The sequence below is a fragment of the Streptomyces coelicoflavus genome (assembly GCF_045041415.1).
Lineage (GTDB): Bacteria > Actinomycetota > Actinomycetes > Streptomycetales > Streptomycetaceae > Streptomyces > Streptomyces coelicoflavus.
Window position 1 is genome coordinate 531622 of sequence record NZ_CP108218.1, and the last position, 26286, is coordinate 557907.

Consider the following 26286-nt stretch of genomic DNA (forward strand, 5'->3'; position numbering starts at 1 on the left):
ACAGCACTCGAAGGAGGCACATCGCATGGTCGGCAGACATGCCGCGCGCAGCCGCCGCGCAGCCCTCACCGCGCTCGGCGCCCTGGTCCTGACCGCACTCCCCTCGGCCGCGTCGGCCGCACCGCCGCCCGCCCCGGCACCGCGGCCCGCCGTGGCCCGCACGCCCGACGCGGCCGCGGCCCCGGCGCGCATGCTGAGCGCGATGGAGCGCGACCTGCGGCTGGCGCCGGGACAGGCGGCCGCCCGGCTGGTCAACGAGGCGGAGGCGGGCACCCGTGCGGGCATGCTGCGCAACACGCTGGGCGACCGGTTCGCCGGCGCCTGGGTGAGCGGCGCGACCTCGGCCGAGCTGACCGTCGCCACCACCGACGCCGCGGACACCGCGGCCATCGAGGCACAGGGCGCCGAGGCGGCCGTCGTCGGCAGGAACCTGGCCGAACTGCGCGCGGTCAAGGAGAAGCTGGACGCCGCCGCCGTGCGGACCCGGACCCGGCAGACGCCGGTCTGGTACGTCGACGTGAAGACCAACCGGGTCACCGTCCAGGCCACCAGCGAGTCGGCCGCGACCGCCTTCCTCGCGGCCTCCGGGGTGTCGGGCCAGGACGTGGGTGTCCGCGTCTCGCCGGACCGGCCCCGGGTGCTGGAGGACCTGGTCGGCGGCGACGCCTACTACATCAACGACCAGGCCCGCTGCTCCATCGGCTTCTCCGTCACCAAGGACGACCAGCAGGGCTTCGCCACGGCCGGGCACTGCGGCGACCCGGGCGCCACCACCACCGGGTTCAACGAGGCCGCCCAGGGCACCTTCCAGGCCTCGACCTTCCCCGGCAAGGACATGGCCTGGGTGGGCGTCAACTCCGACTGGACCGCGACGCCGGACGTCAAGGCGCAGGACGGTGAGAAGATCCAGATCGCCGGGTCGGTGGAGGCGCTCGTGGGGGCCTCGGTGTGCCGTTCCGGCTCGACCACCGGCTGGCACTGCGGGACGATCCAGCAGCACGACACGAGCGTCACCTACCCGCAGGGCACCGTCGACGGGCTGACGCAGACGACCGTGTGCGCCGAGCCCGGCGACTCCGGCGGCCCCTTCGTGTCGGGCACCCAGGCGCAGGGCACCACGTCCGGCGGTTCGGGCGACTGCACGAACGGCGGGACGACCTTCTACCAGCCGATCAATCCGCTGCTCAGCGACTTCGGCCTCACGCTGAAGACCACCTCCGCCGCGTCCGGGACGCCCGCGCCGCAGGACAACGCGGCGGCGGACGCGTGGGCCGCGGGCCGCGTCTACCAGGTCGGCACCACCGTGTCCTTCGACGGTGTGCGGTACCGCTGTCTCCAGAGCCACCAGGCGCAGGGCGCCGGTTCTCCGGCGAGCACTCCGGCCCTGTGGCAGCGGGTCTGACGGACGGAAGGCTCCATCCGTGCCCGGCGCGGGGTCGCTCGACGCGGCCCCGCGCCCACGCGTGTCCCTATCCGTCCGCGAGGAGCGCGTAGGCGGTGGCGATGAACGGGTCCCGGGCGCGGAACCGCCGGGTGCACACCGCGGCCAGGGCGGTGTCCGTGTCGGGCCGGAAGCCCAGGAACGCCTGCTGGCCCAGGGTGGCGCCGCTGTGGAAGTACATGGGGCCGCCGTCCGTGGGGTGCCGGAACCACCCCACGGTGTGCACGTGCCGGTGGCCCGCCCCCCGCCGCAGCACCGGCACCCGCACCGCCCGCAGCGCACCGGCGGCCGGTGAGCGGGCCGGGTCCAGGTGGGCCTCGAGAAAGGTGAGCAGGTCGTTCGGGGTGGACCGGACGGCTCCCGCCGCCTGGAAGCCGCCCGCGTCGAAAGCCGGGACGGGGGTGCGGCCGTCCTTGCGGTGGCCCACCGCGTCGGTCCCCGGGCCCTCGGCGCGCAGGGCCGTACCGCTGAGGCCGAGGGCACGCAGCACCTGCCCGGTCATCAGGTCCTCCCAGGCGGTGCCGACGGTCGCGGCGACGGCGTGGCCGAGCACGGAGACGCCGTAGTTGGAGTAGTGCCAGCGGGTTCCGGGCCGGTGCCTGGGGGTGTGGCGCAGGAAGGTGTCGGTCAGCCGCTCGGCGGAGTACCGGGCGTACGGGTTGGTGCGCCAGGCGGGCAGGCCCCGGCGCACGAAGTCGGCCGGCAGGGCGGGCAGTCCCGCGGTGTGGGTGATGAGGTGGGCGAGCGTGACGGGGTGCGGGCCGGCCTTCGTGCCGGGGGCCAGGCAGCCGGCCGCCGTCTCGCCGCCGGTGAGCACGCCGCGCCGGATCAGGCGCGTGAGCAGCAGCGCGGTGAACGTCTTGGACGCCGACCCGGTCTCGTAGCGCAGGTCCTCGCGGGGCACGTCGGGGGGCGGGGCGGTACCGCCGCTGCACAGGGTCCGGCGGCCGTGCCGGGACACGGCGAAGACGACGTCGGGGGCGTCGGAGGCCGCCACGGCCCCGGTCAGCCGCTCGCGCAGCGCCGCCTCGTCGGCCGGTGCGGGCTCCGGCGGGGCGGCCGCGTCCGGGGCGTTCGCGTCGGCGGGGACGCCCGGCCAGGGCGTGCGACGGCCCGTCATGACGCGGAGTGCGCCAGCTCGGAGAGGGCGCGGGAGGTGGCGAGCAGGGAGGCGAAGGCGGCGACCAGGGTCGGGTGGTAGACCACGTCGAACACCGCGTCGGGTGTGCCCTCGGGCATCGTGCGTACGGCGGGCATGGCGCCGTCGGGCTGCTGCGCGGCGGCGAAGCCCCGCCAGGCGGCCTCGTCGAGGGTGGGCCGGGGCAGGCAGGCGTCCACGACGAGGAGTTCGCCGAGCAGGTCCCAGCGTTCGAGGTCGAGCCAGTCGTCGATCCAGACCGGGAGCCAGGTGGCGAGGTAGTCGGCGACGTCGGGCGGCAGCCCGCCCGGGTTCTCGCCCCAGTCGGTGAGGTGGAAGACGGTGTGCGTGACGTCGTAGGCGGTGTGGCCCTCGACCGTCCACGGCTCGGGGGTGCCGGCGAGCCAGGTGGTGGCGACCAGGTCGGCCTCGGGCGGCCGGGCGGTCAGGCCGAAGCGGCGCTGGAAGGCGGACAGGCCGAGGCGGCGGGTGGGGGTCACCGGGAACCGCGCCCAGCTGTCCAGCCGGTGGTTGAGGACCGTGGCGTGTTCGATCTCGGGCTGGCTGTAGCCCAGCTCCTTGAACGGCAGGTAGACCTCGAAGGGAGCGGGCGAGAAGGGCTCGACGCGCTGCCCGCGCACCAGCATGCGCCCGCCGTCGAGGGTCTCGCGCCAGGTGTGGTCGAGCAGTTGGCGCGCGAGCTGGGCCTGCCGGGAGCCGGCGACGCCCTCGCGGAAGAGCACCTTGCAGATCAGGGCGAGTTCGCCGATCGGCTTGAAGCGTTCCAGGAAGCCGATCTCGGGGTCCACGTCCGGTTCGAGGCGGAATCCGTCACGGTGGGCCCACAGCCACTCCAGGGCACCGGCTCCGACGCGGTGGATCAGGCGGGTGTCCGTCATCCCGGCGCTCCTTGTCCGGCGTGCTGTCCGCCGAGGGGTGCGGCGTGCCGTACGTCCGGTGGGGGTGCCGTCGCCGCCGTGGTGAGGGCCGCCGCGAACGCGGCCATCAGGGTGGAGTGGTAGCAGTCGGTGAAGTCGTAGGGGTCCGGTCCCGGATCCGGTCCGGCGGCGTCCTGGGCGGCGCCCTCCTCGGGGATCGCGCCGGAGCCCGCCTGTGCGGCCGCGACACGCTGCCAGGCGTCCTCCAGGAGGGACGGCTCCGGGGGGCGCGGCAGGCTCGCCGCGACCGCGAGCAGCTCGCAGCTCAGGTCGTACATCCGGGCGTCCAGGCAGGTGTCCAGCCAGGGCGGCAGCCAGTCCAGGAGGTAGGCCGCGAGGTCGGCCGGCACGCCCCGGGCGCTGCTTCCCCAGTCGGTGAGGTGGAACACGACGTGGGTGAGCGCGTAACCGGCCGCGCGTTCGAAGGTCCAGGGTTCCGGCAGGCCGCCCAGCCAGGTGCGGTCCGTCGCCCGCGGTACTCCGTCGTGCGGGGGGATGCCGCTGCGCCGCTCCGCCTCGAGCACGCCGAGGCGGCGGGTGGGGTACTGCTCGGTCAGCCGCCAGCCGCGGGTGCGGGCCACCACGGCGGCGGACGCCTCGTAGCCGGGGTGCCGCAGTCCGGCCGAGGCGAACGCCGCGTACACCTCCAGCGGGTAGGTGGCGAAGGGCTCCAGCGACTGCATGAGCGGGAAGAGTTCGCCGCGGTGGGTCTGCTGCCAGGCGAAGTCCAGCAGTTCGGTCACGCGGGTGTGCAGCGGGTCGCCCGGCGGGGTGCACCGGGCCACGGAGGCGCAGACCTGGGTCAGCTCGCCCAGGGGCTTCCACGTCCGGTTGACCTGGCCGTCGGCCGCCAGCGCGTCCTCGCCGAGCGCGAAGCGGTCGCGGTGGGCCCACACCCAGTCCAGCGCGGCCTCCTCGACGCCGCGGACGCCCACGTCCCGGACGCGCACGTCGCGCACGCCCGCGTCCCGGTCGCTCACAGGAGGACTCCGGCCGGCATCAGCCGCGCCGCCTCCAGCTGGAGGGCCACCCGCGGGTCGGAGCCGCCCATGAGGCGTACGAAGTCCAGCCCGGCCTCGAGGCCGAGGGTGTCGGGCACCCCGTCCAGGAGCGTGAGCCAGCGCCCGGCCCCGGCCGCCTGCTGCCAGTCGCGGCGGCGCACCGCCCGGACGAAGCCGCGGGCGACGTCCACGGGCCGGCCACGCGCCACGCGGGTCACGGCGCACTCCTCGCCGGGCAGCGCGAGCGGGGCGAGAACGGCGAGCTGGTGGGTCAGGAACTGCCAGCCGGCCCCGTCGAGCCAGCGGGCGTCGGGTTCGGCGCCCGTGCCGCCGACGGGCGGTCCGTCCGGGGACGGTCCGGTCCGGCGCAGGGCGCGGGTCATGGCCCAGTGGCTCCACACGACGGCGGGTGCAGCATCGCCGCGCGGCGGGTGGGCCGCCACCGCGTCCTTGAACACGGCGAGTTGTCCTGGGTCGGGCGGGACGCCCAGCAGGACGCTGGGCAACAGGGTGTCGGCGCCCAGGACACGTACCGCGGCACGCGCGACGCCCTCACCGGCGCCGCCTCCCGTCAGGGTGCTCCCCGCTCGCACGTGGTCTCCGCTCCGAAGAGCGGAGACCACGTCGGAAGCGAGGTCAAGCACCGTTCCCTGCAGGAGGGCCGATGTGCTCGACTGCTCCATCTGATTCTCCCGTCGGTCCGTCAGCCCTTCTTCGGGCGCGGGGTCGGCGGCGAGAGCAGGAGGTTGGTACCTCCGGACTGCAGGGCGAGCGCGGCGCACTCGCGGCTGTCGCGGAAGACTCCGTCGGGCTCGGCGGGGTCGAGTGCCGCGTCGATGTCGATGTTCTCGGTGCGGGTGACTTCCTCGAGCACCTTGTCCTTGGAAGGCATTTCACCATCTCCCTCTGGTAGCCAAAGGCCTTCACACCCAAGGGTGTCCGATAAGTCCCAGAACATGCCTTCCCTCCCAAATTTCTCAGGAGGTAACTCATTCAACAAAAGCGGCGCTTCGCCTCAGGCGCCACACATGGTCCTCGCGGAAGCCTTCGACTCCCTCGGGCGAGACGCTCGGCCGCCGGGCGGTACGACGGGTCTCGACGCTCCACTCCCCCTCGGGCAGGGCGAGTTCGGCGAGGAGGCCGTCCAGGGTGGGGAAGACGGCGTCGAAGGGCGGCTCGGTCTGCCACGAGGGCCAGCCGGCGTGCATGACGACCAGCAGGGTGCCGCCGGGAGCCACGGCCCCCGCGGCGGCGCGCAGCACCGCCTGCTGGTCGAGCTCGGCCGGGGACTGCAGATAGTGGGCGCTCACCAGATCGAAGGAGCCCTCGGGGAACGAGGGGCCCAGCTCGTGGCGTTCCCAGGCGACGCGGTCGCCGACCCCGGCCTCGGCGGCGTGTCCGGCGGCACGCGCGAGGGCGGTGGCGGAGATGTCGGCGCCGGTGACCCGCCAGCCGCGCGAGGCCAGCCACACGGCGTCCGCCCCTTCGCCGCAGCCGAGGTCGAGCGCGGTGCCCGGGGCGAGGTCGCCCGCCTCGTGGACCAGCAGCTCGTTGGGGCGCCCGCTCCAGACGCGGCCGGTGTCGCGGTAGCGGGCTTCCCAGAACTCCGCGGCGGGGGCCGGCGCGGGGGTGTCGGTCATGGTGCCTCCTGAGGCGGGCGCGGTCGTCTGCACGCGGGGCGCGACGGTCGCGCGCCCCGCGTGCAGGCTGCCCCGGCGGGCCAGGAGGCGCCAAAGATGTTTGCCGGTCCGGCAAATCCGGCGCCGACGGTCCGCCCCCTCAGCCCGTCAGCGCGTCAGCGCGTCAGGACCTGTTTCTCGTCCTCCGGGTCCTCGGTCCGCAGCCACACCGTCCGCCGCGGGAAGGGGATCTCGACGCCCGCTTCGTCCAGCGCCTCCTTGACCCGGCGGCGCAGCTCCCGGGTGACGCCCCACTGCTGGAGCGGCACGGTCTTGACCGCGAGGCGCACCAGCATCCCGTCGGCGTCCAGGGACTGCACGCCCCACACCGCGGGGTCCTCGAGCAGGACGTCCGCGAAGTCCGGCTCCTCGCGCAGGGCGCGGCCGGCGTCCTCCAGGACGCGGTAGACGGTGTCGAGGTTCGCGTCGTGGGACACGGCGACGTCCAGGACGGCGCGGGCCCACTCCTGGCTGTCGTTGCGGACGCGCAGGATCTCGCCGTTGCGGATGTGCCACAGGCCGCCGTTGAGGTCGCGCACATGGGTCAGGCGCAGGCCGACGTGCTCCACCTCGCCGACGGCCTCGCCGAGGTCGACCGAGTCGCCGACGCCGTACTGGTCCTCGACCATGATGAGCAGCCCGGACAGGTAGTCCGCGACCAGGCTCTGGGCGCCGAAACCGATGGCCAGACCGACCACCCCGGCGCTGGCCAGCAGCGGGCCGAGGGCGATGCCGACCTGGTCGAGGACCATGGCCACGCCCACCATGAAGAGCACGATGGTCACGGCGCTGCTGAGCACCGAGCCGATGGTGCGGGCCCGCTGTTCGCGGCGCTGCCGGGCCCGGGACCGGTCCCGGTGCAGGACGGCGGCGCCGCGGGCCTGCCTGCGCGGGCGGCTGCGTTCGGCCTCGCCCGCCGACGGTTCCAGGACCCGCTGGACGACCCGGGTGATCGCCCGCTTCGCCACCATGCGCAGCACGAGGAGGATCACGACGATGAGCGCGATGCGCAGCGGTATCCCGATCAGTGACGTGGTGTGGTCGCCGATCCAGTCCGACCACGAGGCCGCCAGCTGCGGGGTGGTCGCCGGTTCGGCGGGCGGGAGGGGGTGCGACATCGGCTCGGCTGCTCCGTTCCTCGGGGACGACTCGTCTGCCGAGGGAGCCGCCTACCCACGCGCGGCACGAACATGACCCCGCGCACGTGTCACCCGTTCCGCCGGCTGCCCCTTATGTCCGACAGTTTCGGCATCTTCACTCGCTCCCCCTCATCACCGGGCCCGGCCGGGGCACCCGCAGGGAGTCGTCCACAGCGGAGGGGGACTTGCGGCGTGGTTACCGTTGCCGTCCTGCTACTGCCCGGGCTGGGGCTGTTGCTGTTCACCATGACGTACCTGGAGGACCGGCTGTTCGGTGATCCCGGGCCGCCCCGGCACGCGCGACGGCGGCATCTGCGCCTGCTCCCCGGCGGCCGGGGCCGTCGCTCCCCCGGCCCGCGTCCGGGACCGGCCGAGGCCCGCACGGCCGACCGGAACGCCGCCTGAGCCGAGTCCCCGCCGCCGTCCGGACCCCGCCGAGCGGGCGTCCGGCCCGCCGGGCGATGCTGTTCCGGAGGGAACGCAGGCTGCGCGGGTGAGGAGAGCGGATGGACACCGGGGAACGGCACGACGCGGACGACGAGTTCGTCCCGGTCTGGCAGGAGCGCCGGATCTGCTTCCTGTCGACGCCGCGGGCCGACGGGACGCCGCACCTGGTCCCGGTCGGGGTGACGTACGACCACGCCACCCGCACCGCGCGGGTCATCACGAGCCGGGACACCACGAAGGCCCGCAACGTGCGGCGGGCCCCCGGAGCGGTCGTCGCCGTGGGCCAGGTGGAGGGCAGGTACTGGTCCACGCTGGAGGGCATCGCTTCCGTACGGGACGACGCCGCGGCGGTCCGCGACGCGGAGGCCCGGTACGCCGCCCGCTACCGGCAGCCCCGGGTCAATCCGGAGCGGGTCGTCATCGAGATCGCCGTACGGCGTTTCCTCGGCACGGTGCGGCCCCCGGCGGGACGTCCGGACGCGTGACGCGCCCGGCGGGCGGGGCGTCGCCCCGCGGGGGCCTCACCTCACGGGAGCGTCACCTCACGGGGGTGCCACCCCTGTCCGCCCCGCCGGTCCGGCGCCCGAGCCGCCCCGGCCACCAGGCGACGGCGCCGATGTCGCGGGCGAGCGCCGGGACCAGCAGCGAGCGCACCACCAGCGTGTCCAGCAGGACGCCGAAGGCCACGATGAACGCGATCTGCACCAGGAAGGCGAGCGGGATCACCCCGAGCGCGGCGAAGGTGGCGGCGAGGACGACCCCGGCCGAGGTGATCACGCCGCCGGTGGCCGTCAGACCGCGCAGGATGCCCTCCCGCACCCCGTGGTGCAGGGACTCCTGCCGCACCCGGGACATGAGGAAGATGTTGTAGTCCACGCCGAGCGCGACCAGGAAGACGAAGCCGTACAGCGGGACGGAGGCGTCCGTGCCGCTGAAGCCGAAGACGTGGGTGAAGACCAGCGCGGAGACGCCCAGGGTGGCCACGAAGTTCAGCGCCACGGTCGCCACCAGCAGCACCGGCATCAGCAGTGAGCGCAGCAGGGCGATCAGGATGACCAGGATGATGGCGAGGACCACGGGCACGATGAGCGTGCGGTCGTGCTCGGCGGTGCGCTGGGTGTCGTACTGCTGGGCGGTGTAGCCGCCGACGAGGGCGTCCGCGCCGGGCACCTCGTGGACGGCCGTCCTGAGGCGGGCCACGGCGCTCTTGGCGGCGTCGCTGTCGGCCGGCGCCTCGAGCGTCGCGTCGATCCGCACCCGTCCGTCGACCACCTTGGGCGCACCCCCGCCGGGACGTCCGGAGGCGGTCACCGGGGCGGCGGAGGCGACGCCGCGGGTGTCGCGGGCGGCCGCGAGGACCGGGTCGAGACGGTCCGCCTCGGCGATGATCACCGCCGGATTTCCGGAACCGCCGGGGAAGTGCCGGGCCAGGGTCTGCTGCGCGGCGACCGACGGGGTGTCGTTCACGAAGATCTCGTCCAGGGGCACGCCCTTGGAGGTCAGGGTCGGCGCGAAGGCGGCGCAGGCGAGCAGCGCGGCCAGCGAGATCGCCCAGATGCGGCGCGGGGCCCGGTCCACCAGTGCGGCGACGCGGTGCCACAGCCGGTGTCCGCCGGCCGCCTCCGGGTCGCCGGCCGGTACGGGCTTCGCGGGCCAGTACGCGGCCCGGCCGAGCAGGACCAGGACGGCGGGCAGGAAGGTGAGCGTGCTCAGCACGGCGCAGACGATGCCGATGGCGCCGACGGGTCCGAGCGCGCGGTTGTTGGTCAGGTCGCTGAGCAGCAGCGCCAGCAGGGCGAGGGCGACGGTCGCCGCGCTGGCCACGACGGCGCTCCAGGAGGCCCGCAGGGCGGCGCGTACGGCGGTGAAGCGGTCCGGGTGGCGGGCCAGTTCCTCGCGGAAGCGGGCGGTGAGCAGCAGCGCGTAGTCGGTGGCGGCGCCGATGACCAGGATGGACAGGATGCCCTGGACCTGTCCGTCGACGCGTACGACGTCGTGCTCGGCCAGCGCGTAGACGATCGCGCAGGCCAGGCCCAGGGCGAAGACGGCGCCCAGGATGATGACGAGGGGCAGCAGGACGCTGCGGTAGACGAGCAGCAGGATCACCAGCACCGTGATCAGCGCGACGCCCAGCAGCAGCCCGTCGATGCCGGAGAAGGCGTCGGAGAGGTCCGCCTGGGAGGCGGCGGGTCCGGCCAGCTGCGCCTGCGTGCCGGGCACCCGTTCGGCCGCGTCGCCGATCCGTGCCAGGACGTCGGGCAGCGCGTCGCCGAGGTCCGGTTCGACCTGTACGACGGCCTGGAGGGCCTCGCCGTCCTCGGAGGGCAGCGCGGGTGATGCCTGGCCGACGACACCCGGCTCGCCCTCCAGCGGTGCCAGGGAGCGGGTGGCCCCGGCCCGGTGGCCGGTGACGGAGCCGCCGCCGTCGGCGGTCCACACGACGATCACCGGGAGCGTCTCGTCCTGCTGGAAGGCCTTCTGGGCGTCGATGACCCGCGTGGACTCCGCGCTGCGGGGCAGGAAGGCGGCCCGGTCGTTGGTGGCGACCTCGCCGAGCTTTCCGGCGTACGGCCCGAGCGCTCCGCCGATGCCGAGCCAGACCAGGAGCAGAACGGCGGGGACGAGCCAGCGGGCCCGTCGGGAGGGGGTGGACATCGGTGGCGGGTCTCCAGGGCTGCGGGGGCGGCGGGAAAGTGACTCGATCATAAACAATCTCAATGATTGAGTTACTTTCCCCTCGTGACACACCGGCGTGTGCCCCGGTCGCTCCCCCGTACGCCGTACCGCCGGGCCGCCGCTCAGCGCTCGTCGGACCGCACGAGCCGCAGGTCCTCGTTCATCGCCGTCAGGAAGCGGACCACGACCGCGAGTTCGTCGTCGTCGAAGCGCGAGCGGGTGGCGGCGGCGGCCTCGGCCAGCGGCAGGAAGTACCGCCGGGCCGCCTCCTTGGCCTCGGGCACGTAGCGCAGGTGGACGACCCTGCGGTCGGCGCTCTCCCGGACCCGGCGCACGTGCCCCGCGCGCTCCAGCCGGTCCACGCACGCCGTCACCGCGCCCGAGGTCAGCCCCAGGTGCTCGCGCAGCCGCCCGGGGGTCATGGGCTCGCGCGCGTCCAGGATCGCGGCGAGCGCCTGGACGTCGGTGGCGTGCAGGCCGTGGCTGCCGGCGAAGCCGTGCACGAGACGGTTGATCTCGCCGTTCATCCGCCTCAGCTGTGCGGCGAGCACGTGCAGGTCGCCCGCCTCGGTGCCGGGGCCGGGGCCGGTCCTCCGCTCGTGCGCGTGCTGTCCGCGCTGGTTCGCTGTCGCCACGCGATCAGCGTATAGAAAGGGTCGACCTGGGCCGGGACGCGTCCACCGCGGCCGGTCCGGGGGAAGGGGTGACGGTGACGACTGTCCCGCGAGCGACGGAGCCCCATGAGCCAGGGAAGCGAACGACCCGACCGGACGAGCGACGAGAGCGGCGGAGCGGGGCTGCGCTGCCTGGTCACCGGCGCGACGGGGTACATCGGGGGCCGCCTCGTGCCGGAACTGCTCGACGCCGGGCACCGGGTGCGGTGCCTGGCCCGCTCCCCGCACAAGCTGCGCGACCATCCGTGGGCGGGGAGGGCGGAGGTGGTGCGCGGCGACGTCACGGACGCCGACTCGGTGGCGGCGGCGATGAAGGGCGTCGACGTCGCCTACTACCTGGTGCACGCGCTGGGCAGCGGCGACGACTTCGAGGAGACCGACCGGCGGGCGGCGCGCACCTTCGCCGAGCGGGCCGAGGCGGCGGGGGTGCGGCGCATCGTCTATCTGGGCGGCCTGACCCCGGCCGGGGTGCCGGAACGGGACCTGTCACCGCACCTGCGCTCCCGCGCCGAGGTCGGCCGCATCCTGCTGGCCTCGGGCGTGCCCACGACCGTGCTGCGGGCGGCGGTCGTCATCGGCTCCGGGTCGGCCTCCTTCGAGATGCTGCGCTACCTCACCGAGCGGCTGCCGGTGATGGTCACGCCCAGCTGGGTCCACACCCGGATCCAGCCGGTCGCCGTCCGGGACGTGCTGCGCGCCCTGGCCGGCAGCGCGACCATGCCGGCCGAGGTGTCCCGGGCGTTCGACATCGGCGGTCCCGACGTCCTCACCTACCGCGACATGATGGTCCGCTACGCGGAGGTCGCCGAGCTGCCCAGGCGGCTGATCCTGCCGGTGCCGATGCTGTCCCCCGGGCTGTCCAGCCACTGGGTCGGGCTGGTCACACCGGTCCCGGCGGCCATCGCGCGCCCGCTCACCGAGTCGCTGCGGCACGAGGTGGTGTGCCGCGAGAACGACATCGTCCGGTACGTGCCGCCACCTCCGGGATACCCACTGGGCTTCGACGAGGCGCTGCGCCTCGCCCTGCAACGGGTGCGGGAGGCCCGGGTCAGCACTCGCTGGTCGTCCGCCTCCGTGCCGGGGGCGCCCAGCGATCCGCTGCCCACCGACCCCGACTGGGCCGGCGGCAGCCTCTACACCGACCACCGCGCGCTGACGGTCGACGCGCCGCCCGACGCGCTGTGGCGGGTGATCGAGGGCATCGGCGGCGACAACGGCTGGTACTCCTTCCCCCTGGCCTGGGCGGTGCGGGGCTGGCTGGACCGGCTGGCCGGCGGGGTGGGCCTGCGCCGGGGACGCCGGGACGCCGCGCGGCTGCGGGTCGGCGACTCGCTGGACTTCTGGCGGGTGGAGGAGATCGTCCCCGGCCGGCTGCTGCGGCTGCGCGCGGAGATGCGGCTGCCGGGGCTGGCCTGGCTGGAGATGTACGCCGAGACCGACGACGCCGGGCGGACGCGGTACCGCCAGCGGGCACTGTTCCATCCCCACGGACTGGCGGGCCAGGCGTACTGGTGGAGCGTGTCGCCCTTCCACGCCGTGGTGTTCGGCGGCATGGCCCGCAACATCGCCCGCGCCGCCGCACACGCCCCGCGCGGCTCCGACGGGGGCCACGGCACCCCTGCCCCGTGAGCGACCGGCACACCGCGCGCCGTGCTGCCGTCGACCCGGGCCGGTGCCCTGTACCCCCGTACCGGGTGACCGTTCGCGGTCCCGGCCCCGGCCCCGGCCTCGACCGGCACCGCCGCCTCCTCCCCAGCCCGCCCGGCCGGGTCACGGCACCCCGCCACTGAACCTGCCCACCACCACCGCCCTACCCAGGAGCGGGCGCCCGCGTCCCGGCCGGGTGTGCGCCGCACCGCTCCGCCCCGCGCGCCCGTACTGGGCCGACGCCCCCTCGGACACCGTCCGATGCGCCGGACCGGCGCAACGCCGAACCCGCCCGGCCGGGCAGCCCGCCCCCGCCTCGCCCCGGACCGCCGCTGCTTCCCGGCCTCCGGACCGGCAGCGAGGGCGCGGCGGGCCTGGCCCCCTGGGTCGCCTGTCGCCCGGCAGGGTGCGGCGCGCGGTCGCATCCGTCCGTCCCCTCCGCCTCCCGCCCTTCCCCGGCGTGGCGGCGTCCCGCGCGTCCCCGGGGAGGGCGTCGCGCGGTCCGGTAGCGTCGCCCGGACCCGCTGCGAGGAGCGCCATGACCACGTCGGTCGTCCTATTCACCCGTGATCTGCGGCTGCACGACCATCCGCCGCTGCGTGCGGCCCTCGACCGCTCCGCCGCCGTGGTGCCGCTGTTCGTCCGCGACCGGGCCGTGGACGCCGCCGGCTTCGCCGCGCCCAACCGGCTCGCCCTGCTCGCCGACTGCCTGCGGGACCTGGACGCGGGCCTGCGCGACCGGGGCGGACGGCTCGTCGTGCGCTCCGGCGACCTGGTCGGACAGGTGTGTGCGGTGGCCGGGGAGGCGGAGGCCGACGAGGTGCACGTGGCGGCCGACGTCAGCGCGTACGCGCACCGGCGCGAGGAACTCCTGCGCTCCGCGCTCGAGGCGCGCGGCTGCCGGCTGCACGTCCACGACGCCGTGACGACCGTGCTGGCCCCGGGGTCCGTCACCCCGGCCTCCTCCGACCACTTCGCGGTCTTCACACCGTACTTCCGGCGTTGGGGCGAACGCTCCGTCCGCGAGCCGCTGGCCGCCCCGCGCCGGGTCCGGGTCCCGGACGGCGTCGGCTCGGAGCGGCTGCCCGGCCGCAAGGGCCTGACGGGACTGTCCCCGGGGCTGCCGGCCGGCGGGGAGCGGGAGGCCAGGAAGCGGATGACGGCCTGGCTGCGCGGCGGCGTCACGGGCTACGCGGACCACCACGACGACCTGGCAGGGGACGCGACGTCCCGGCTCTCCCCCGACCTGCACTTCGGCGCCCTCTCCCCCGTCGAACTGGTCCACCGGACCCGCGGCAAGGACGGTCCCGGCCCCGAGGCGTTCGTACGGCAGCTGGCCTGGCGGGACTTCCACCACCAGGTGCTGGCCGCCCGCCCGCACGCCTCGGCCGCCGACTACCGCACCCGGCACGACCACTGGCGCACCGGGGCGGCGGCCGAGGCGGACGTCGCCGCGTGGAAGGAGGGGCGCACGGGCTACCCGATCGTGGACGCCGCGATGCGCCAGCTGCGGCACGAGGGCTGGATGCACAACCGCGGCCGCCTGCTCGTCGCGAGCTTCCTCACCAAGACGCTGTACGTGGACTGGCGGGTCGGCGCCCGGCACTTCCTTGAGCTGCTCGCCGACGGCGACGTGGCCAACAACCAGCTCAACTGGCAGTGGGCCGCGGGCACCGGCACCGACACCCGCCCGCACCGTGTTCTCAACCCCACGACCCAGGCGCGGCGCTTCGATCCCGACGGGGCGTACGTCCGGCGCTGGGTGCCCGAACTGGCCGGCCTGGAGGGCCGCTCCGTGCACGAGCCGTGGCGGTTGCCCAAGGAGGAGCGGTCCGGGTACGGCGCCTGTCCGGACCCGATCGTCGATCTCGCCGAGGGTCTGGACCGCTTCAAGCGGGCCCGGGGCCGCGACTGAGCCCCGGACGCGCCGCGCGCCGCGGTCAGGCGGGGCTGTCGGGGCGGGACGTGTGGTCCGGATGGTCCCGGGTCCGCCGGGCCTCCTTCAGTTCCGCCTCGTACAGGTGGTCGCGGCCCCCGGCGAGGCGGGCCACCGCGTCCCGCTCCAGCTCCCGGAACGCCTGGTAGTACGTCCGGTCGTACGCCTCGACGATCTGGAACGTCCAGTGGCCCGGGATGACGTTGCGGCCCAGGATCTCGGTGCGGACGCGTTCCGCCCAGTCCTCGTGTCCGGCGGCGCGCAGCAGCCGGACCGCGCGGTCGAGCTCGAAGTCCGCCGAGCCGGTGAACTGGTGGAAGGCGAACAGGTGGCCGCGGGCGCACTCGGTCGTCTCCAGCGCCTTGGACAGCGACCCGAGGGCCTCGACCGTCGCGTCGCTCACGCCCTCGGGACGCCGGTGGGCGTCGTCATCCATGGCGCTCCAGGGGGTCGTGGCCCCAGTTCATCAGCGAGTGCCGCCACCGGGTGTCCCGGACGTCGCCCGACGGACGCTGGGCCAGGTGCCGGCGGACGTACCCGACGACCTTCCGCATGTGCTCGTAGTCGTCGTCGGTGAGGTCGCCCTTCTTCTTCCGCAGGATCCCGACGATCCGGCGGCCTGAAGCGTGCCCGACGGACTCGCCGCCGTCCTGGTGGTGCCCGGCGTCCCGGGACTCGTCGGTGTCGAGCCACTTGTCCAGCTCGGCCGGTGTCATGTTCACCAGCTCGTGGAACGCGTCCCGCGTCTCGTCCTGCTCGTCGCCGTCCATGTCACCTCACTTCTTCTTCAGCGCGGACGGCTTGTGCACCGCCGACCTGCCCGACTTGTCGCTGCGGACCTGGTACTGCGGGGCGTCGGAGGAGGCGTCCACGGTGCGGCCCGCGGCCTCGGTGCGCTCGGTGATCTTCTTCTCCACCTCGCCCTCGGTGCGGGAGCCGTGGCTGCTCCAGGTGACCTTGTCGCCCTTCTTCAGGCGCTCGCCGTCGTCGCGGTCCTTCGCCATGGCGCTGCTCCTTCGCCTGCGCTCCCCCTCGGTCTCCTCGGACCGTCTGGGTTCCCAGCCGGGGGCGCCCCACTCGGGCCCGGGTCCGATTCGCCGTCGAACTATCCTGGTCGCGGCCCCGGCGCCGCCGTCCCGGCCCGCCCTCGCCGCCCTCGCACCGCCGTCGTTCCAGGAGCAGCCCGTTGAACACCAGCACAGCGACCCCGGACAGCTACTACGAGCGGATCGACGAGCACCGCTACAAGCCCACCCCGCACGCGGGCGGCGCGTGGAGCCGGGACGAACAGCACTTCAGTCCGCTCGGGGGGCTGATCGTGCACGCCGTCGACCGTCATCTGGCGGGCCGTCCCGGCGCGGCGGACATGTCACTGAGCCGGATCAGTTTCGACATCCTGGGCCGCCCGGCCCTCGACGAGTGCGAGATACGGGTGGAGACGATACGTCCGGGACGCACCATCGAACTGGTCGAGGCGACCGTGCTGATGGCGGACCGGTCGGTGGCGCGGGCCAGGGCGTGGCTGCTGGCGGACGGGGACACGAGCGCCGTCGCCGGTGGCGGCGCCGACCGGCTCACCGCGCCGGACACGCTCGCCCGCTGGCCGATGGAGTCCGAGTGGCCCGGCGGCTACATCGCCTCCCTGGACGTACGCCCGCTCGCACCGCCCTCCCCCGGCCGCACCACCGCCTGGGTCTCCACCGGCCTCGATCTGGTCGCCGGGGAGAGCGCGAGCCCACTGGCCTCCTACGTCGCGCTGGTCGACACGGCCAACGGCATCGCGGTGCGCCAGTCACCCCGGGAGTGGATGTTCCCGAACGTCGATCTGACCCTGCACCTGCACCGTGCCCCGCGGGGCCGCTGGACCGGCCTGGACACCACCGTCGTCTTCGGGCCCACCGGTCAGGGCATCACCAGCACCGTGCTGCACGACGTGGACGGGCCCGTGGGCCACGCCCAGCAGTTGCTGACCGTCCGTCCGCAGCCCTGAGCCGCCCCGCTGGGCCCGCCGGAGGGGATCAGCCCCGGTCCGCGGGCGGATCGGCGAGGATGCCCTCCAGCAGCCCGGTGGCCTGGCCGACCTCGATGAGGTAGCCGTCCGGGTCGCGCAGATAGCACCGGAGTTCGGCCTTCCGGTCGATCGGCGGGGTGAGGAACTCGGCGCCGAGCGCGCTCCACTCGCGGTGGCAGCGCTCGATGTCGGCGACCCGGATGTTGAGGAAGCTCGTCGCCGTGCCGGGATCGTCCGGCGGGCGCAGGGTGACGTCGGGTTTGTCGGGCGTCGGTCCGCCGCCCGGGTTCATGATGAGCCAGCTGTTCGCGAGCCTGACGATGCACGGGTTCTCGTCGAGCACGACCTCGCCGCCGAGCACCTCGGAGTAGAAGGCACGCGAGCGCGGCACGTCGGCCACGGTGAGGAAGTGGGTGAGCAGCAGCCCCGTCTCGGGTGCCGGCAGGTCTTCACGGCGCATTCCTGGACCCCCACGCTCTTGTGACGGGTTTCGGTTTCTCCGACCTGCCCATCATGGACCGCGCCCGGCCGGCCGGAAAGACGATCAAGAGGGCGTGAGGACCAGACGCCCCCGCACCTCGCCGGCCTCCAGCCTGCGGTGCGCCTCGGCCGTCATCGACAGCGGCAGCCGGTCGGCGATGCGCGGGCGCCACGGAGTGCCGGTGAGGACGCCCACGACGCCCCGCGCCGTCTCGGCGAGGTCGGCGGTCGTGGCGTTGCTGATGGCGAAGCCGACGATGCTCGCGTCCCTGGTGTAGAGCCGGCTCAACGGCAGGGCGGCGGGCCCGGTGCCCAGGCCCACCATCGCGACCAGCCGCCCGCCCGGCGCCAGCGAGTCCACGGCGTCGGCGAGCACCCCGTGCCCGGACGTGTCCAGGTGCACGTCGTAGCCGTCGGGAGCGGCCCGGCGCACGCGCTCGGCGAGGTCGGGGGCGTGGTGGTCCAGGACCTCGGCCGCGCCCAGCTCCCGCACCGTCCCGGCGTCCTCCGCACGCGCCGTGGCGACCACACGGGCCCCGGCCCGGGAGGCCAGGGCCACGGCGGCGCCGCCCACGTTCCCGGCGCCGCCCCCGACGTACACGGTCTCCCCCGCCCGCAGCCGTCCGTGCCGGAAGAGGGCGAGCCAGGCGGAGGCCGCCGGGTGGGCGGCCGTTATGAGGTGGTCCGTGTCCACATCGGACGGCGCCGCGTAGAGGCGTTCGGCGGCGACCGTCGCGTACCGGGCGAAGGAACCCTGCCGGCCGGCGTGGCCGAGGCTGTTGCACCACACCCGCTGCCCGACACCGAAGCCGGCGGCGCCGGGCCCGGTCGCGGCGACCTCGCCCACCAGGTCGCGGCCGACGACGAAGGGCGTCGGGAGGGGTGTGGCGTACGCACCGGACCGCACGAAGGTGTCCACGGGGTTCACGGCGACGGCCGCCACCCGCACGAGCACGTCCGTGGGTCCCACGGCCGGCACGGGGAGTTCTCCGTACCGGACGGCGTCGGCCGGTCCGACGGCGTCGATGTACGCCGCCCGCATCATGTCGGGGACTGTGCCGTTCATGAGTGCATGCTACGAACCGTCCGGCACCGCGGCCTGCAACGCCACGTCCCCGCACAGGTGCACCTCGACGCCCAGCTCGGCGAAGAGGGCGGCCTTGGCGCGCAGCGCCCGGTCGGCGATGGCCGCGTCGGGTGCGTAGGCGACGTTGAGGTGGTTGGCGCGGTGGCGGGCCATGAACTGGTCGCGGGTGACGCCGTGCAGGACCGCGTGCATGATCGGCCACTGCGGGTTGGTGGCGTCCAGCCGGCGCCGCGTCTCCTCCGCCGGCAGCTCGACGGCGCTCGCGCGGCCGAGGTCGACGTGGAGGCGGCCGTCCATCAGGAAGACGCGCGACCAGACGATCTCGCCGGGCTTGGAGACACCGCTGAGGGTGCCCCCGCCGAGCGGGAAGAACATCGGCGGCTGCCGCATGCTGTACGACTTGTCGTAGCCGCCGTGGTGGGAGGCGGGGACGGAGCCGGAGATCTCGAAGACCCAGACGAACCGGCCGTCGTACTCCTCGCCCCAGCGGATGTCGTGCAGCGTGGTGGCCGGGTCGAGGCCCATCGCCGTCCAGATGCGGTTGGTGACCAGGGAGTCGACGGCGACGCCCTCGTCGACCTCGTTGAAGTGCGGCAGCGGCGCGCCGGCGTACAGCTCGCGGGCACCGTCGCGGCTGCGCACCGGCGGGCGCTGGACGTTGTTGAGCAGGCCCTCGGCGAGGTCGCTGGCCGGGACAGTGTCCTTGAGGCCCTGCTGGTACTGGATGCCGACCGCGTCGAGTCCGAAGTCGTCGGAGATGCGCAGCGCGGCGATGTACATCCTGAACTGGCTGAGCAGCTGGGCGTCGGTGAGTTCGGTGGCCTCGTCGGTGCCGGTGTGGAAGGTCATGCCGGCGTCGTCGAGCCAGGTGCGGACGGCCCGGGCCTCCTCGTCGGAGACCTTGTCCATCTCCGCGACCAGGGCGCTCTGCGAGAGGCGTTCCTTGTAGATCCCGAGGGGGTTGAGGAACTCGTCGTCGATGATGGCGTTGTACATGCCCATGCAGCCCTCGTCGAAGACGCCGATGATCGCCTTCTCCTCGCGCAGCTGCCGGGCGAGGGCCGTGCCCAGTTCGGTCTCGGCGTCCTTCGGCAGCGGGGGCAGGGGCCGGACGTGGCCGGTGTCGTGGGTGAGGGTGCCCGTCTCCAGCCAGGTGCGCAGGCCCTCGCGCGCCCAGTCGTCGGTGAAGTCGGGGCTCCACAGCACCGAGTAGTCGACGCCCGCCTTGGTGAGGCTGCCGGCCAGGCCCAGCAGACCGACCAGGCCCGGGAACTCGCCGCTCCAGTTGGCCACGACCAGGATCGGGCCCCGGTGGCCGCGCAGCCCGGCGAGGACGTGGTGGCTGTACTGCCAGACGGCCTCGACGACGATCAGCGGGGCGTCCTTGGGCAGGTTCTTGAAGACCTCGATGCCGGCGCGCTGGCTGTCGATGAACCCGTGGCCCTTGGCCTCGTCCACCGGGTGGCCGCGGCGCACCTGCCGGCCGAGGGCGGTGACGGCGGCCGCGAGGTCCTTCTCCAGTTTCTCCTGGGTGGGCCAGCACGTGGTGTTGGCGGCGGGGCGGAGATCGCCGCTGGTCACGGTGTAGACGGTGGCCGGCTCGGCGGCCGGCGGCTCGTGGAGTACGGGCAGGGTGTACGCGGGCATGCGGTCTCCGTAGGTTGTGCGTGCGGCCGGCGGGGGCCGGCGGGGTCGAGCGGGTCGGGCCCGGCGCCCGGGCGGCCGGCCGACGGCCCGGGGCAGTCGGCCGGTTCCCGGAAGGGGTGGGTCGGCGGGGCGGCCGGTCAGCGGTCCTGCAACGTCGCCAGCGTGTGGACGACGTCCGAGGTGTCCGGGTAGAGGCGCCGGTAGAGGGCGTAGAGGTCGTCGTAGCGCCGGCTGTGTTCGGGGCGTGGTGTCACCGTGGCGCGCACCGGGTTCCAGTCGTCGACACAGACGTCCTGGACGAGCCCGGCGGCCAGCAGCGCACCGCCGTAGCTCGCGCCGATGGTGGTGGTGCGCAGTTCCTGCGGGCGGCCGGTGATGTCGGAGACGATCTGCGTCCACAGGTCGCCCTGCGTGCCGCCGCCGACGGCGACCACGCGGCGGATGTCGCCGCCGGCCGCCTCGATCACCTCGATGTTGTGCCGGACGCCGAAGCCGGTGGCCTCCAGGGCCGCCCGGTAGAGGTCGCCGCGGGTGTGGGAGAGCGTCAGGCCGGCGATCACGCCGCGGGCGTCCGGGTCCATGACCGGCGTGCGTTCACCGGAGAAGTACGGCAGCATCAGCAGGCCGTTGGCGCCGGGCCCCGACTCGGCCGCCCGGCGGGTGAGGCCGGCGTGGTCCTCGTCGGCGAACAGGTCCCGCAGCCAGTTGGTGACCGCCCCGGAGGTGGCCATGCCGCCGGCCAGGTTGCGGGTGCCGGGCAGGGCGCCGACCGTACCCCACAGGGACTCGCTCGTGAGGGGCTCGGGGACGGTGTGGACGAGGAACATGGTGGTGCCGTACATCAGCATCAGGTCGCCGGTGCCCTGGGCGCCCACGCTCAGGGCCTCCGCCCAGGCGTCGATCGTGCCGGTGGTGACGGGGATGCCGGCGGGCAGGCCGGTCTCCCGGGCGGCGTCCGGAGTGAGGGTGCCCGCGGCCTCGCCGGACCAGCGCAGCGGCGGCAGTTCGATGCCGGGGGCGACCTCGGCGGCCCAGGGGGCGTACCACTGGCGGGCGTGGGTGTCGTAGAGCGGCGTGCACTGGCTCGCCGAGTGGTGGTCGAGGACGTAGGCACCGGTGAGTCTGCGGACCAGCCAGGAGCTGGGCATGTAGAGACGGCGGGCCCGGGCGTACAGCTCGGGCTCCTCGTCGGCGATCCAGGCGATCTTGGGCCCGGCCGCCTGGGTGGTGAGGGCGGATCCGCCCCGGCGGATGATCTCGTCCGCGCCGAGCCCGGCCTCGATGCGCTCGATCTGGCGGACCGAGCGGGTGTCCACGCCGTAGAGGATGGCGGGGCGCAGCGGCGTGTCGTGTTCGTCGGTCAGCAGGACGCACGGCCCCATGCCGCTGACGCCGACGGCGGTCACGGTGACGTCGCCGGGGGCGGCCAGTTCGCGGGCGAGGGCGGTGAACTCGTCCCACCAGACGGCGGCGTCCATCTCGAAGCGGCCGGGACCCGGCCTGGCGGGGGTGTGCTCCCGTACGGCCGAGCGGATCAGGGTGCCGTCGAGGCCGACGAGTACGCCCTTGCTGCTCGAGGTGCCGATGTCCACACCGATGACTGCGTTGCGAGGCATGGCGAGCACGTTTGCAGAAATCGATTTCAGCGTCAAGGGAGCGCGCACATGACGCGACTTGTCCACAGAAGGCCGGGTCAAAGGGGGTGGACGCGGCGCGGAAACGCACAGACGTCTCACCTCTTGACACCCCTTGGAGGCCGCTCTACGTTTCGGTGAAATGGATTTCAGGGATGCAGGAACCGGCACGACGTCACGAAGGCGGCGTACCGTCCTCCCCGCGCCCACGACGCCCGCTCGGGCCCACGGCGCGCTCCGCAACTCCACCTTGAGGGCAAGACACGATGACGACCTTTGGACTCGACGGCATCTCCCGCAGGACGCGCGCCGTGAGCCGCTCCATCAGCGCCGAGAACTTCACCGGCGCCAGGGCCGGCGGCGGCCGGGCCACGGAGGGCACCGGAGCCGTGGCGGCGAGCCGCCTCGGACCGGGCTGGAAGATCTCCCCCAGCATCGACATCGCCGCCGGCGGGACGGCGGTGCTCGCGGACATCGAGGGCCCCGGCACCATCCGTCACCTGTGGTGCACCACCGACCCGCACGGCGCCTGGCGCGGCACCCTGCTGCGGATGTACTGGGAGGGGGAGGAGACCCCGGCCGTCGAGGTCCCGCTCGGCGACTTCTTCTGCAACGGCTGGAACGTCTTCAGCCAGGTCTCCTCCGTGCCCGTCGCGGCCAACCCCAACGGCGGCTTCAACGCGTACTGGCCGATGCCCTTCCGCCGCAGGGCGCGCATCACCCTGGAGAACCTGACCGCCGAGAAGGTCACGCTGTACTACCAGGTGGACTACGAACTGGACGAGGTCGAGGAGGACGCCTCCTACTTCCACGCCCAGTGGCGCCGCAGCCACCCCGTGCCGTTCGGCGAGGTGCACACCCTGCTCGACGGCGTCACCGGCGCCGGCAGCTACGTGGGCACGTACCTGGCGTGGGGCGTCAACAGCCCCGGCTGGTGGGGCGAGGGCGAGCTGAAGTTCTACCTCGACGGCGACGACGAGTACCCGACGATCTGCGGCACCGGCACCGAGGACTACTTCGGCGGCGCCTGGAACTTCGACGTCCCCGGGCAGGGCTACACGGCGTACACCACCCCGTACCTCGGGCTGAACCAGATCCTGCGCCCGGACGGGCTGTACCGCAGCCAGCAGCGGTTCGGGATGTACCGCTGGCACGTCCTGGACCCGATCCGCTTCGCCGAGGACCTGAGCGTCACCGTGCAGAGCCTCGGCATCGGCCCGGGTCAGGGCAACGGGTTGCCACACCGCTACCGGCACACCGGCGACGACATCGCGAGCACCTCTCTGTTCTACCTGGACGCACCCGCCTGCGCGTCCCGTCCGGCCACTCCGGACCTGCTCACGCTCGAGGTCGACTGACCGGGCACGTCCCCTCCCCACGCCCCCCACAGCGTCCCACCTCCGACTCCATCCCACTCCGACAGGAGCGCACGCATGCTCCAGCACGGCAATGAAGCCGGGCACCCGGCACCCGCTTCCCCGGCGCCGGCTTCGGCGCCGTCCCCGGCCGGCGCCTCACGCCGCCGCTTCCTCACCGCCGTGGCGGGCACCGGCGCGGCGGTCGCGGCCCCGGCCCTGCTCACCGGTTGCGGCACGGCCCGGGCCAAGGGGGGCAACCTCCAGTTCTGGAACTTCTACGGACCCCAGCGCTCGCCCGACCCGGCGATCAACGCGCAGTCCAAGTGGTTCACCGACATGGTCGGGAAGTGGAACGCCACCCACAAGCAGCAGATCGACCTCGTCTACCTGCCGCAGCCCACCTACCTCAACGGCTTCAAGCTGCCGTCCGCCTTCGCCACCGGCGAGGGCCCGGACATCTTCATGCTCTCCCCCGGCGACTTCCTGCGGTACTACAACGGGGGCGTCCTGGAGGACCTCACCCCGCACATGGAGAAGGCGGCCGTCGAGGACTTCGGCTCCGCCCTGGACAGCCGCAAGGTCGACGGCAAGGTCTACGCCCTCCCCATGGAGGTCGAGCCGCTGGCGATGTTCTACTCCCAGGACCTGTGGGAGAAGGCCGGCCTGTCCGAGGCCGACATCCCCACCACCTGGGACCAGATGCTCGACATCGGCGACAAGCTGGGCTCCCGCACCACGGCCGGGCTCGTCTTCGAGACCAACCCGGGCTACTACCAGAACTTCACCTGGTACCCGTGGATGTGGCAGGGCGGCGGCGACGTCCTCGACGAGCGCGGCGGCGTCGCCTTCGACTCCAAGGGCACCCGCCAGGCCCTCGCGCTGTGGCAGGACGCCGTGCGCCACGGCATCGCCCCGCGCACCGTGCCCGCCGCGGGCGACGTGATCGGCGGCTTCAAGGGCGGCAACGTCGGCATGTGGCAGCAGGGCATCTGGAACGTCGCCAGCTTCAAGGCCTTCGCGCCCGACTACCCGTACGGCGTCTTCAGGCTCCCCACTCCCCCGGGCGGCGACTATGTCACCGCGCTGGGCGGCTGGTCCTTCTGCGCCAACGCGCAGGGCCGCAATCCCGAGGTCGCGGCCGAGTTCTGCGTCTGGGCCCTCGGGTCCATGAAGGACGACTCCATCGACCGGATGGTCGACTGGTGCGTCCGGGCCAAGACCGATGTGGCACCCCGCGCCAGCGCCCTGGAGCGCGGCGCCGCCAAGGGCGGCTACGACGCCGAGGTGATGCGCCGCTTCAAGGACGAGATCTTCCCCGGGGGCCGTGCCGAACCGCGCTATCCCCCGGTGGTCTACAAGGCGATCTCCGACGCCATCCAGGGCACCATGCTCGCCGGCCGCGGTGTGGCGGGCGAGATCGAGCGGGCCACCCGGTCCATCGACGCGTACACCAAGAGCTACAAGGGGGCGAGCCTGATATGAGCAGCGTCGCCGCGAAGGAGCGCCGGGCCTCCGCGGCCCCGGCGCAGGCACCGGCCTCGACCAGAGGCCCCGGGCTCAGCCGCAGGCACCGCGAGTGGCTGGCCGCCGCGCTCTTCCTGGCCCCCGACGTCCTGGGGCTGCTGGTCTTCGTCGCCGTCCCGATGGTGCTGTCCGTCGCGCTGAGCTTCTTCCAGGTCAGCGGCTTCGGCAGCTACGAGTGGATCGGGCTCGGCAACTACGAGCGGATGATGAACGACCCGCTCTTCTGGGACTCCATGAAGATCACCGGCCTGTACGTGGTGATCCTCGTGCCCGTGCTGTTCTGCGTGAGCCTCGGCCTCGGCCTGCTGGTCAAGCAGAAGCTGCCCGGCATGGGCGTCTACCGCACGGCGCTCTTCCTGCCGTACGTCATCAGCCTCGTGGTGGTCGGCGTGCTGTGGAAGTTCCTGCTGGACGAGCAGACCGGCGCGGTCAACCGGGCCATGCGGGCGGCCGGCCTGGACGGCGAGTCCTGGCTCGGCAGCCCCTCGCTCGCCCTCGGCTGCGTCATCGCGGTCATGGTGTGGGTGATGATGGGCTACTACATGATCATCTTCCTGTCGGGTCTCCAGGAGATCCCCAAGGAGTACTACGAGGCCGCGAAGCTCGACGGCGCCGGTCCGTGGCGGCAGTTCCGCTCCATCACCTGGCCGCTGCTGCGCCCGACCAGTTTCTTCGTCCTGATGATGTCCACGGTCGCGGCCATCACCGGCGGTCTCGACCTGATCTTCGTCCTGACCAACGGCGGGCCCGCCAACGGCACGTCGCTGGCGATCTTCTACATCTACCAGCAGGCCTTCGGGTTCGGTGAGTACGGCTACGCGTCGGCCATGGGCTCGTTCCTGGTGCTGATCATGGTCGCCGTCTCCGCGGTGATCTTCAAGTTCACGAGAGGCGGGAGGTTCGACGATGGCCAGTGACACCCTGACGACCGGGACCGGCGGCTCCGGCGGCCCCGGACGGTCCGGCACCGAGACGGGCCGGCGCCGGCCGCTCTCCCCGCGCGCCGGGCTGACCGCGCTGGCCGTCGTCCTGTCCGTGATCAGCGTCCTGCCCGTCCTGTGGATGCTCACGTCGTCCTTCAAGACGCGCGAGACCGTCACCGACGGCAAGCTGATCCCGACGGACTTCACCGTCGACAACTTCGTGTACGTCTTCACGGAGGTGCCGTTCGCGCGCTACCTGTGGAACAGCTTCTTCATCTCCGCGGTGATCACGATCGCGGCCCTGTTCTTCCACTCGATGGCCGCCTACGCGCTGGCCCGGCTGCGCTTCCCGGGCCGCGAGAAGCTCTTCGGCGCGATCTTCGCGACCCTGCTGGTCACCGCGCCCGTGGTGCTGATCCCGCTGTTCATGGTCGCCCGCGAGCTGGGCCTGCTGGACAGCTATGCCGGCCTCATCATCCCGGCGATCTTCAACGCCTTCGGCATCTTCCTGCTGCGCCAGTTCTACCTGGGGCTGCCCAAGGAGCTGGAGGAGGCGGCCGTCATCGACGGGTGCGGCCACTGGCGGGTCTACTGGAACATCGTGCTCCCGATGTCCCGGCCGATCCTCTCCGCGCTGGCGATCTTCTTCTTCCTCGCCAACTGGAACGCGTTCGTCTGGCCGCTGGTCGCCACCAGCGACCAGGACCTGACGGTGGTCCAGCTGGGCATCGCCTCGTTCCAGACGCAGTACACCTCGAACTGGAACTACATCCTGGCGGCGGCGACGGTGGCCGCGCTGCCCATGCTGATCCTCTTCTTCGTCTTCCAGCGGCAGATCGTCGAGTCGATCAAGACGTCGGGCATCAAGTAGCGGGACGGGGACACACTCCATCGGTGCCGGGCGGC

The 26286-nt window shown here is 73.5% G+C and carries 26 protein-coding genes; 10 read left to right on the forward strand and 16 right to left on the reverse strand.

Annotated features, from left to right (window positions below; translation table 11 throughout):
* Positions 1-25: 25 nt before the first annotated feature.
* Positions 26-1402 (forward strand): alpha-lytic protease prodomain-containing protein, encoded by a 1377-nt coding sequence (locus tag OHA99_RS02465; RefSeq protein WP_153176514.1) that lies wholly within the window; start codon positions 26-28, stop codon positions 1400-1402.
* A 67-nt stretch (positions 1403-1469) separates the two neighbouring features.
* On the opposite strand, the gene OHA99_RS02470 is transcribed toward OHA99_RS02465, so the two are convergent.
* From OHA99_RS02470 to OHA99_RS02500, 7 genes are all read right to left on the reverse strand, one after another.
* Positions 1470-2561 (reverse strand): serine hydrolase, encoded by a 1092-nt coding sequence (locus tag OHA99_RS02470; protein ID WP_153176515.1) that lies wholly within the window; start codon positions 2559-2561, stop codon positions 1470-1472.
* A complete protein-coding gene (locus tag OHA99_RS02475) occupies positions 2558-3478 on the reverse strand; it encodes a DUF6895 family protein (RefSeq protein ID WP_153176516.1) in 921 nt (306 codons plus the stop codon). The genes OHA99_RS02470 and OHA99_RS02475 overlap by 4 nt, the downstream gene beginning before the upstream one ends.
* Complete coding sequence (locus tag OHA99_RS02480) at positions 3475-4452, reverse strand: DUF6895 family protein (protein ID WP_153181625.1); 978 nt, start codon at positions 4450-4452, stop codon at positions 3475-3477. Before OHA99_RS02480 ends, OHA99_RS02475 begins: the two co-directional genes overlap by 4 nt.
* Before the next feature lie 41 nt (positions 4453-4493).
* Complete coding sequence (locus OHA99_RS02485) at positions 4494-5201, reverse strand: hypothetical protein (protein ID WP_405693716.1); 708 nt, start codon at positions 5199-5201, stop codon at positions 4494-4496.
* Between the two features lie 20 nt (positions 5202-5221).
* Positions 5222-5410, reverse strand: a complete 189-nt coding sequence (locus tag OHA99_RS02490) for a hypothetical protein (protein WP_007390169.1) — start codon at positions 5408-5410, stop codon at positions 5222-5224.
* Between the two features lie 97 nt (positions 5411-5507).
* Positions 5508-6158: a bifunctional 2-polyprenyl-6-hydroxyphenol methylase/3-demethylubiquinol 3-O-methyltransferase UbiG gene (locus OHA99_RS02495; protein WP_153176518.1), complete on the reverse strand. Its 651-nt coding sequence runs from the start codon at positions 6156-6158 to the stop codon at positions 5508-5510.
* A 155-nt stretch (positions 6159-6313) separates the two neighbouring features.
* Positions 6314-7315, reverse strand: coding sequence for a mechanosensitive ion channel family protein (locus tag OHA99_RS02500; RefSeq protein ID WP_366471528.1), 1002 nt, complete (start codon positions 7313-7315; stop codon positions 6314-6316).
* A gap of 213 nt (positions 7316-7528) precedes the next feature.
* Here OHA99_RS02500 and OHA99_RS02505 point away from each other — a divergent pair, with 213 nt between their 5' ends.
* The gene (locus OHA99_RS02505) at positions 7529-7741 is read left to right on the forward strand and encodes a hypothetical protein (RefSeq protein ID WP_405693719.1); all 213 of its coding nucleotides are present in this window, start codon (positions 7529-7531) and stop codon (positions 7739-7741) included.
* Positions 7742-7842: 101 nt separating this feature from the next.
* Positions 7843-8268, forward strand: a complete 426-nt coding sequence (locus OHA99_RS02510; RefSeq protein WP_405693720.1) for a TIGR03618 family F420-dependent PPOX class oxidoreductase — start codon at positions 7843-7845, stop codon at positions 8266-8268.
* Between the two features lie 52 nt (positions 8269-8320).
* Here the strand turns inward: OHA99_RS02510 and OHA99_RS02515 are convergent, their stop codons facing one another.
* Both OHA99_RS02515 and OHA99_RS02520 read right to left on the reverse strand, forming a co-directional pair.
* Positions 8321-10438 (reverse strand): MMPL family transporter, encoded by a 2118-nt coding sequence (locus OHA99_RS02515; RefSeq protein ID WP_153176522.1) that lies wholly within the window; start codon positions 10436-10438, stop codon positions 8321-8323.
* A 143-nt stretch (positions 10439-10581) separates the two neighbouring features.
* Positions 10582-11094, reverse strand: a complete 513-nt coding sequence (locus tag OHA99_RS02520; protein WP_405693721.1) for a MarR family winged helix-turn-helix transcriptional regulator — start codon at positions 11092-11094, stop codon at positions 10582-10584.
* A 105-nt stretch (positions 11095-11199) separates the two neighbouring features.
* Between OHA99_RS02520 and OHA99_RS02525 the strand changes: the two genes are divergently transcribed.
* Positions 11200-12762: an SDR family oxidoreductase gene (locus OHA99_RS02525; protein WP_153176524.1), complete on the forward strand. Its 1563-nt coding sequence runs from the start codon at positions 11200-11202 to the stop codon at positions 12760-12762.
* A gap of 556 nt (positions 12763-13318) precedes the next feature.
* A complete protein-coding gene (locus OHA99_RS02530) occupies positions 13319-14695 on the forward strand; it encodes a deoxyribodipyrimidine photo-lyase (protein ID WP_153176525.1) in 1377 nt (458 codons plus the stop codon).
* Positions 14696-14720: 25 nt separating this feature from the next.
* On the opposite strand, the gene OHA99_RS02535 is transcribed toward OHA99_RS02530, so the two are convergent.
* The 3 genes from OHA99_RS02535 to OHA99_RS02545 are packed head-to-tail and all read right to left on the reverse strand — an operon-like array spanning position 14721 to position 15720.
* On the reverse strand, positions 14721-15152 hold the full coding sequence (locus OHA99_RS02535; protein WP_153176526.1) for a hypothetical protein: 432 nt from the start codon (positions 15150-15152) through the stop codon (positions 14721-14723).
* Positions 15145-15486, reverse strand: coding sequence for a DUF3140 domain-containing protein (locus tag OHA99_RS02540; RefSeq protein WP_054101253.1), 342 nt, complete (start codon positions 15484-15486; stop codon positions 15145-15147). The genes OHA99_RS02535 and OHA99_RS02540 overlap by 8 nt, the downstream gene beginning before the upstream one ends.
* A 6-nt stretch (positions 15487-15492) precedes the next feature.
* The gene (locus OHA99_RS02545) at positions 15493-15720 is read right to left on the reverse strand and encodes a DUF2945 domain-containing protein (RefSeq protein WP_366471526.1); all 228 of its coding nucleotides are present in this window, start codon (positions 15718-15720) and stop codon (positions 15493-15495) included.
* 182 nt (positions 15721-15902) lie between these two features.
* Here OHA99_RS02545 and OHA99_RS02550 point away from each other — a divergent pair, with 182 nt between their 5' ends.
* Positions 15903-16706, forward strand: a complete 804-nt coding sequence (locus OHA99_RS02550; RefSeq protein ID WP_164381246.1) for a thioesterase family protein — start codon at positions 15903-15905, stop codon at positions 16704-16706.
* A 28-nt stretch (positions 16707-16734) separates the two neighbouring features.
* On the opposite strand, the gene OHA99_RS02555 is transcribed toward OHA99_RS02550, so the two are convergent.
* The 4 genes from OHA99_RS02555 to OHA99_RS02570 all read right to left on the reverse strand — a co-directional run bounded on the left by OHA99_RS02555 (position 16735) and on the right by OHA99_RS02570 (position 21557).
* Positions 16735-17187 carry a VOC family protein gene (locus OHA99_RS02555; RefSeq protein WP_153176529.1) on the reverse strand — a complete coding sequence of 151 codons (453 nt, stop codon included), beginning with the start codon at positions 17185-17187 and terminating at the stop codon, positions 16735-16737.
* Between the two features lie 84 nt (positions 17188-17271).
* Positions 17272-18273 carry an NADPH:quinone reductase gene (locus tag OHA99_RS02560; protein ID WP_405693724.1) on the reverse strand — a complete coding sequence of 334 codons (1002 nt, stop codon included), beginning with the start codon at positions 18271-18273 and terminating at the stop codon, positions 17272-17274.
* 9 nt (positions 18274-18282) lie between these two features.
* Positions 18283-19941, reverse strand: a complete 1659-nt coding sequence (locus tag OHA99_RS02565) for a fucose isomerase (RefSeq protein WP_405693726.1) — start codon at positions 19939-19941, stop codon at positions 18283-18285.
* A 137-nt stretch (positions 19942-20078) separates the two neighbouring features.
* Positions 20079-21557 carry an FGGY-family carbohydrate kinase gene (locus OHA99_RS02570; RefSeq protein WP_153176532.1) on the reverse strand — a complete coding sequence of 493 codons (1479 nt, stop codon included), beginning with the start codon at positions 21555-21557 and terminating at the stop codon, positions 20079-20081.
* A gap of 284 nt (positions 21558-21841) precedes the next feature.
* Here OHA99_RS02570 and OHA99_RS02575 point away from each other — a divergent pair, with 284 nt between their 5' ends.
* The 4 genes from OHA99_RS02575 (at position 21842) to OHA99_RS02590 (ending at position 26251) form a co-directional block, all read left to right on the forward strand.
* Entirely contained in the window at positions 21842-22933 is a 1092-nt protein-coding gene (locus OHA99_RS02575; RefSeq protein WP_405693727.1) for a glycoside hydrolase family 172 protein, read from the forward strand.
* Positions 22934-23008: 75 nt separating this feature from the next.
* Positions 23009-24415 (forward strand): sugar ABC transporter substrate-binding protein, encoded by a 1407-nt coding sequence (locus tag OHA99_RS02580; RefSeq protein WP_282881835.1) that lies wholly within the window; start codon positions 23009-23011, stop codon positions 24413-24415.
* Positions 24412-25374: a carbohydrate ABC transporter permease gene (locus tag OHA99_RS02585; protein ID WP_153176535.1), complete on the forward strand. Its 963-nt coding sequence runs from the start codon at positions 24412-24414 to the stop codon at positions 25372-25374. Before OHA99_RS02580 ends, OHA99_RS02585 begins: the two co-directional genes overlap by 4 nt.
* The gene (locus OHA99_RS02590; protein WP_240468924.1) at positions 25364-26251 is read left to right on the forward strand and encodes a carbohydrate ABC transporter permease; all 888 of its coding nucleotides are present in this window, start codon (positions 25364-25366) and stop codon (positions 26249-26251) included. Before OHA99_RS02585 ends, OHA99_RS02590 begins: the two co-directional genes overlap by 11 nt.
* The last annotated feature ends 35 nt before the right edge of the window (positions 26252-26286 follow it).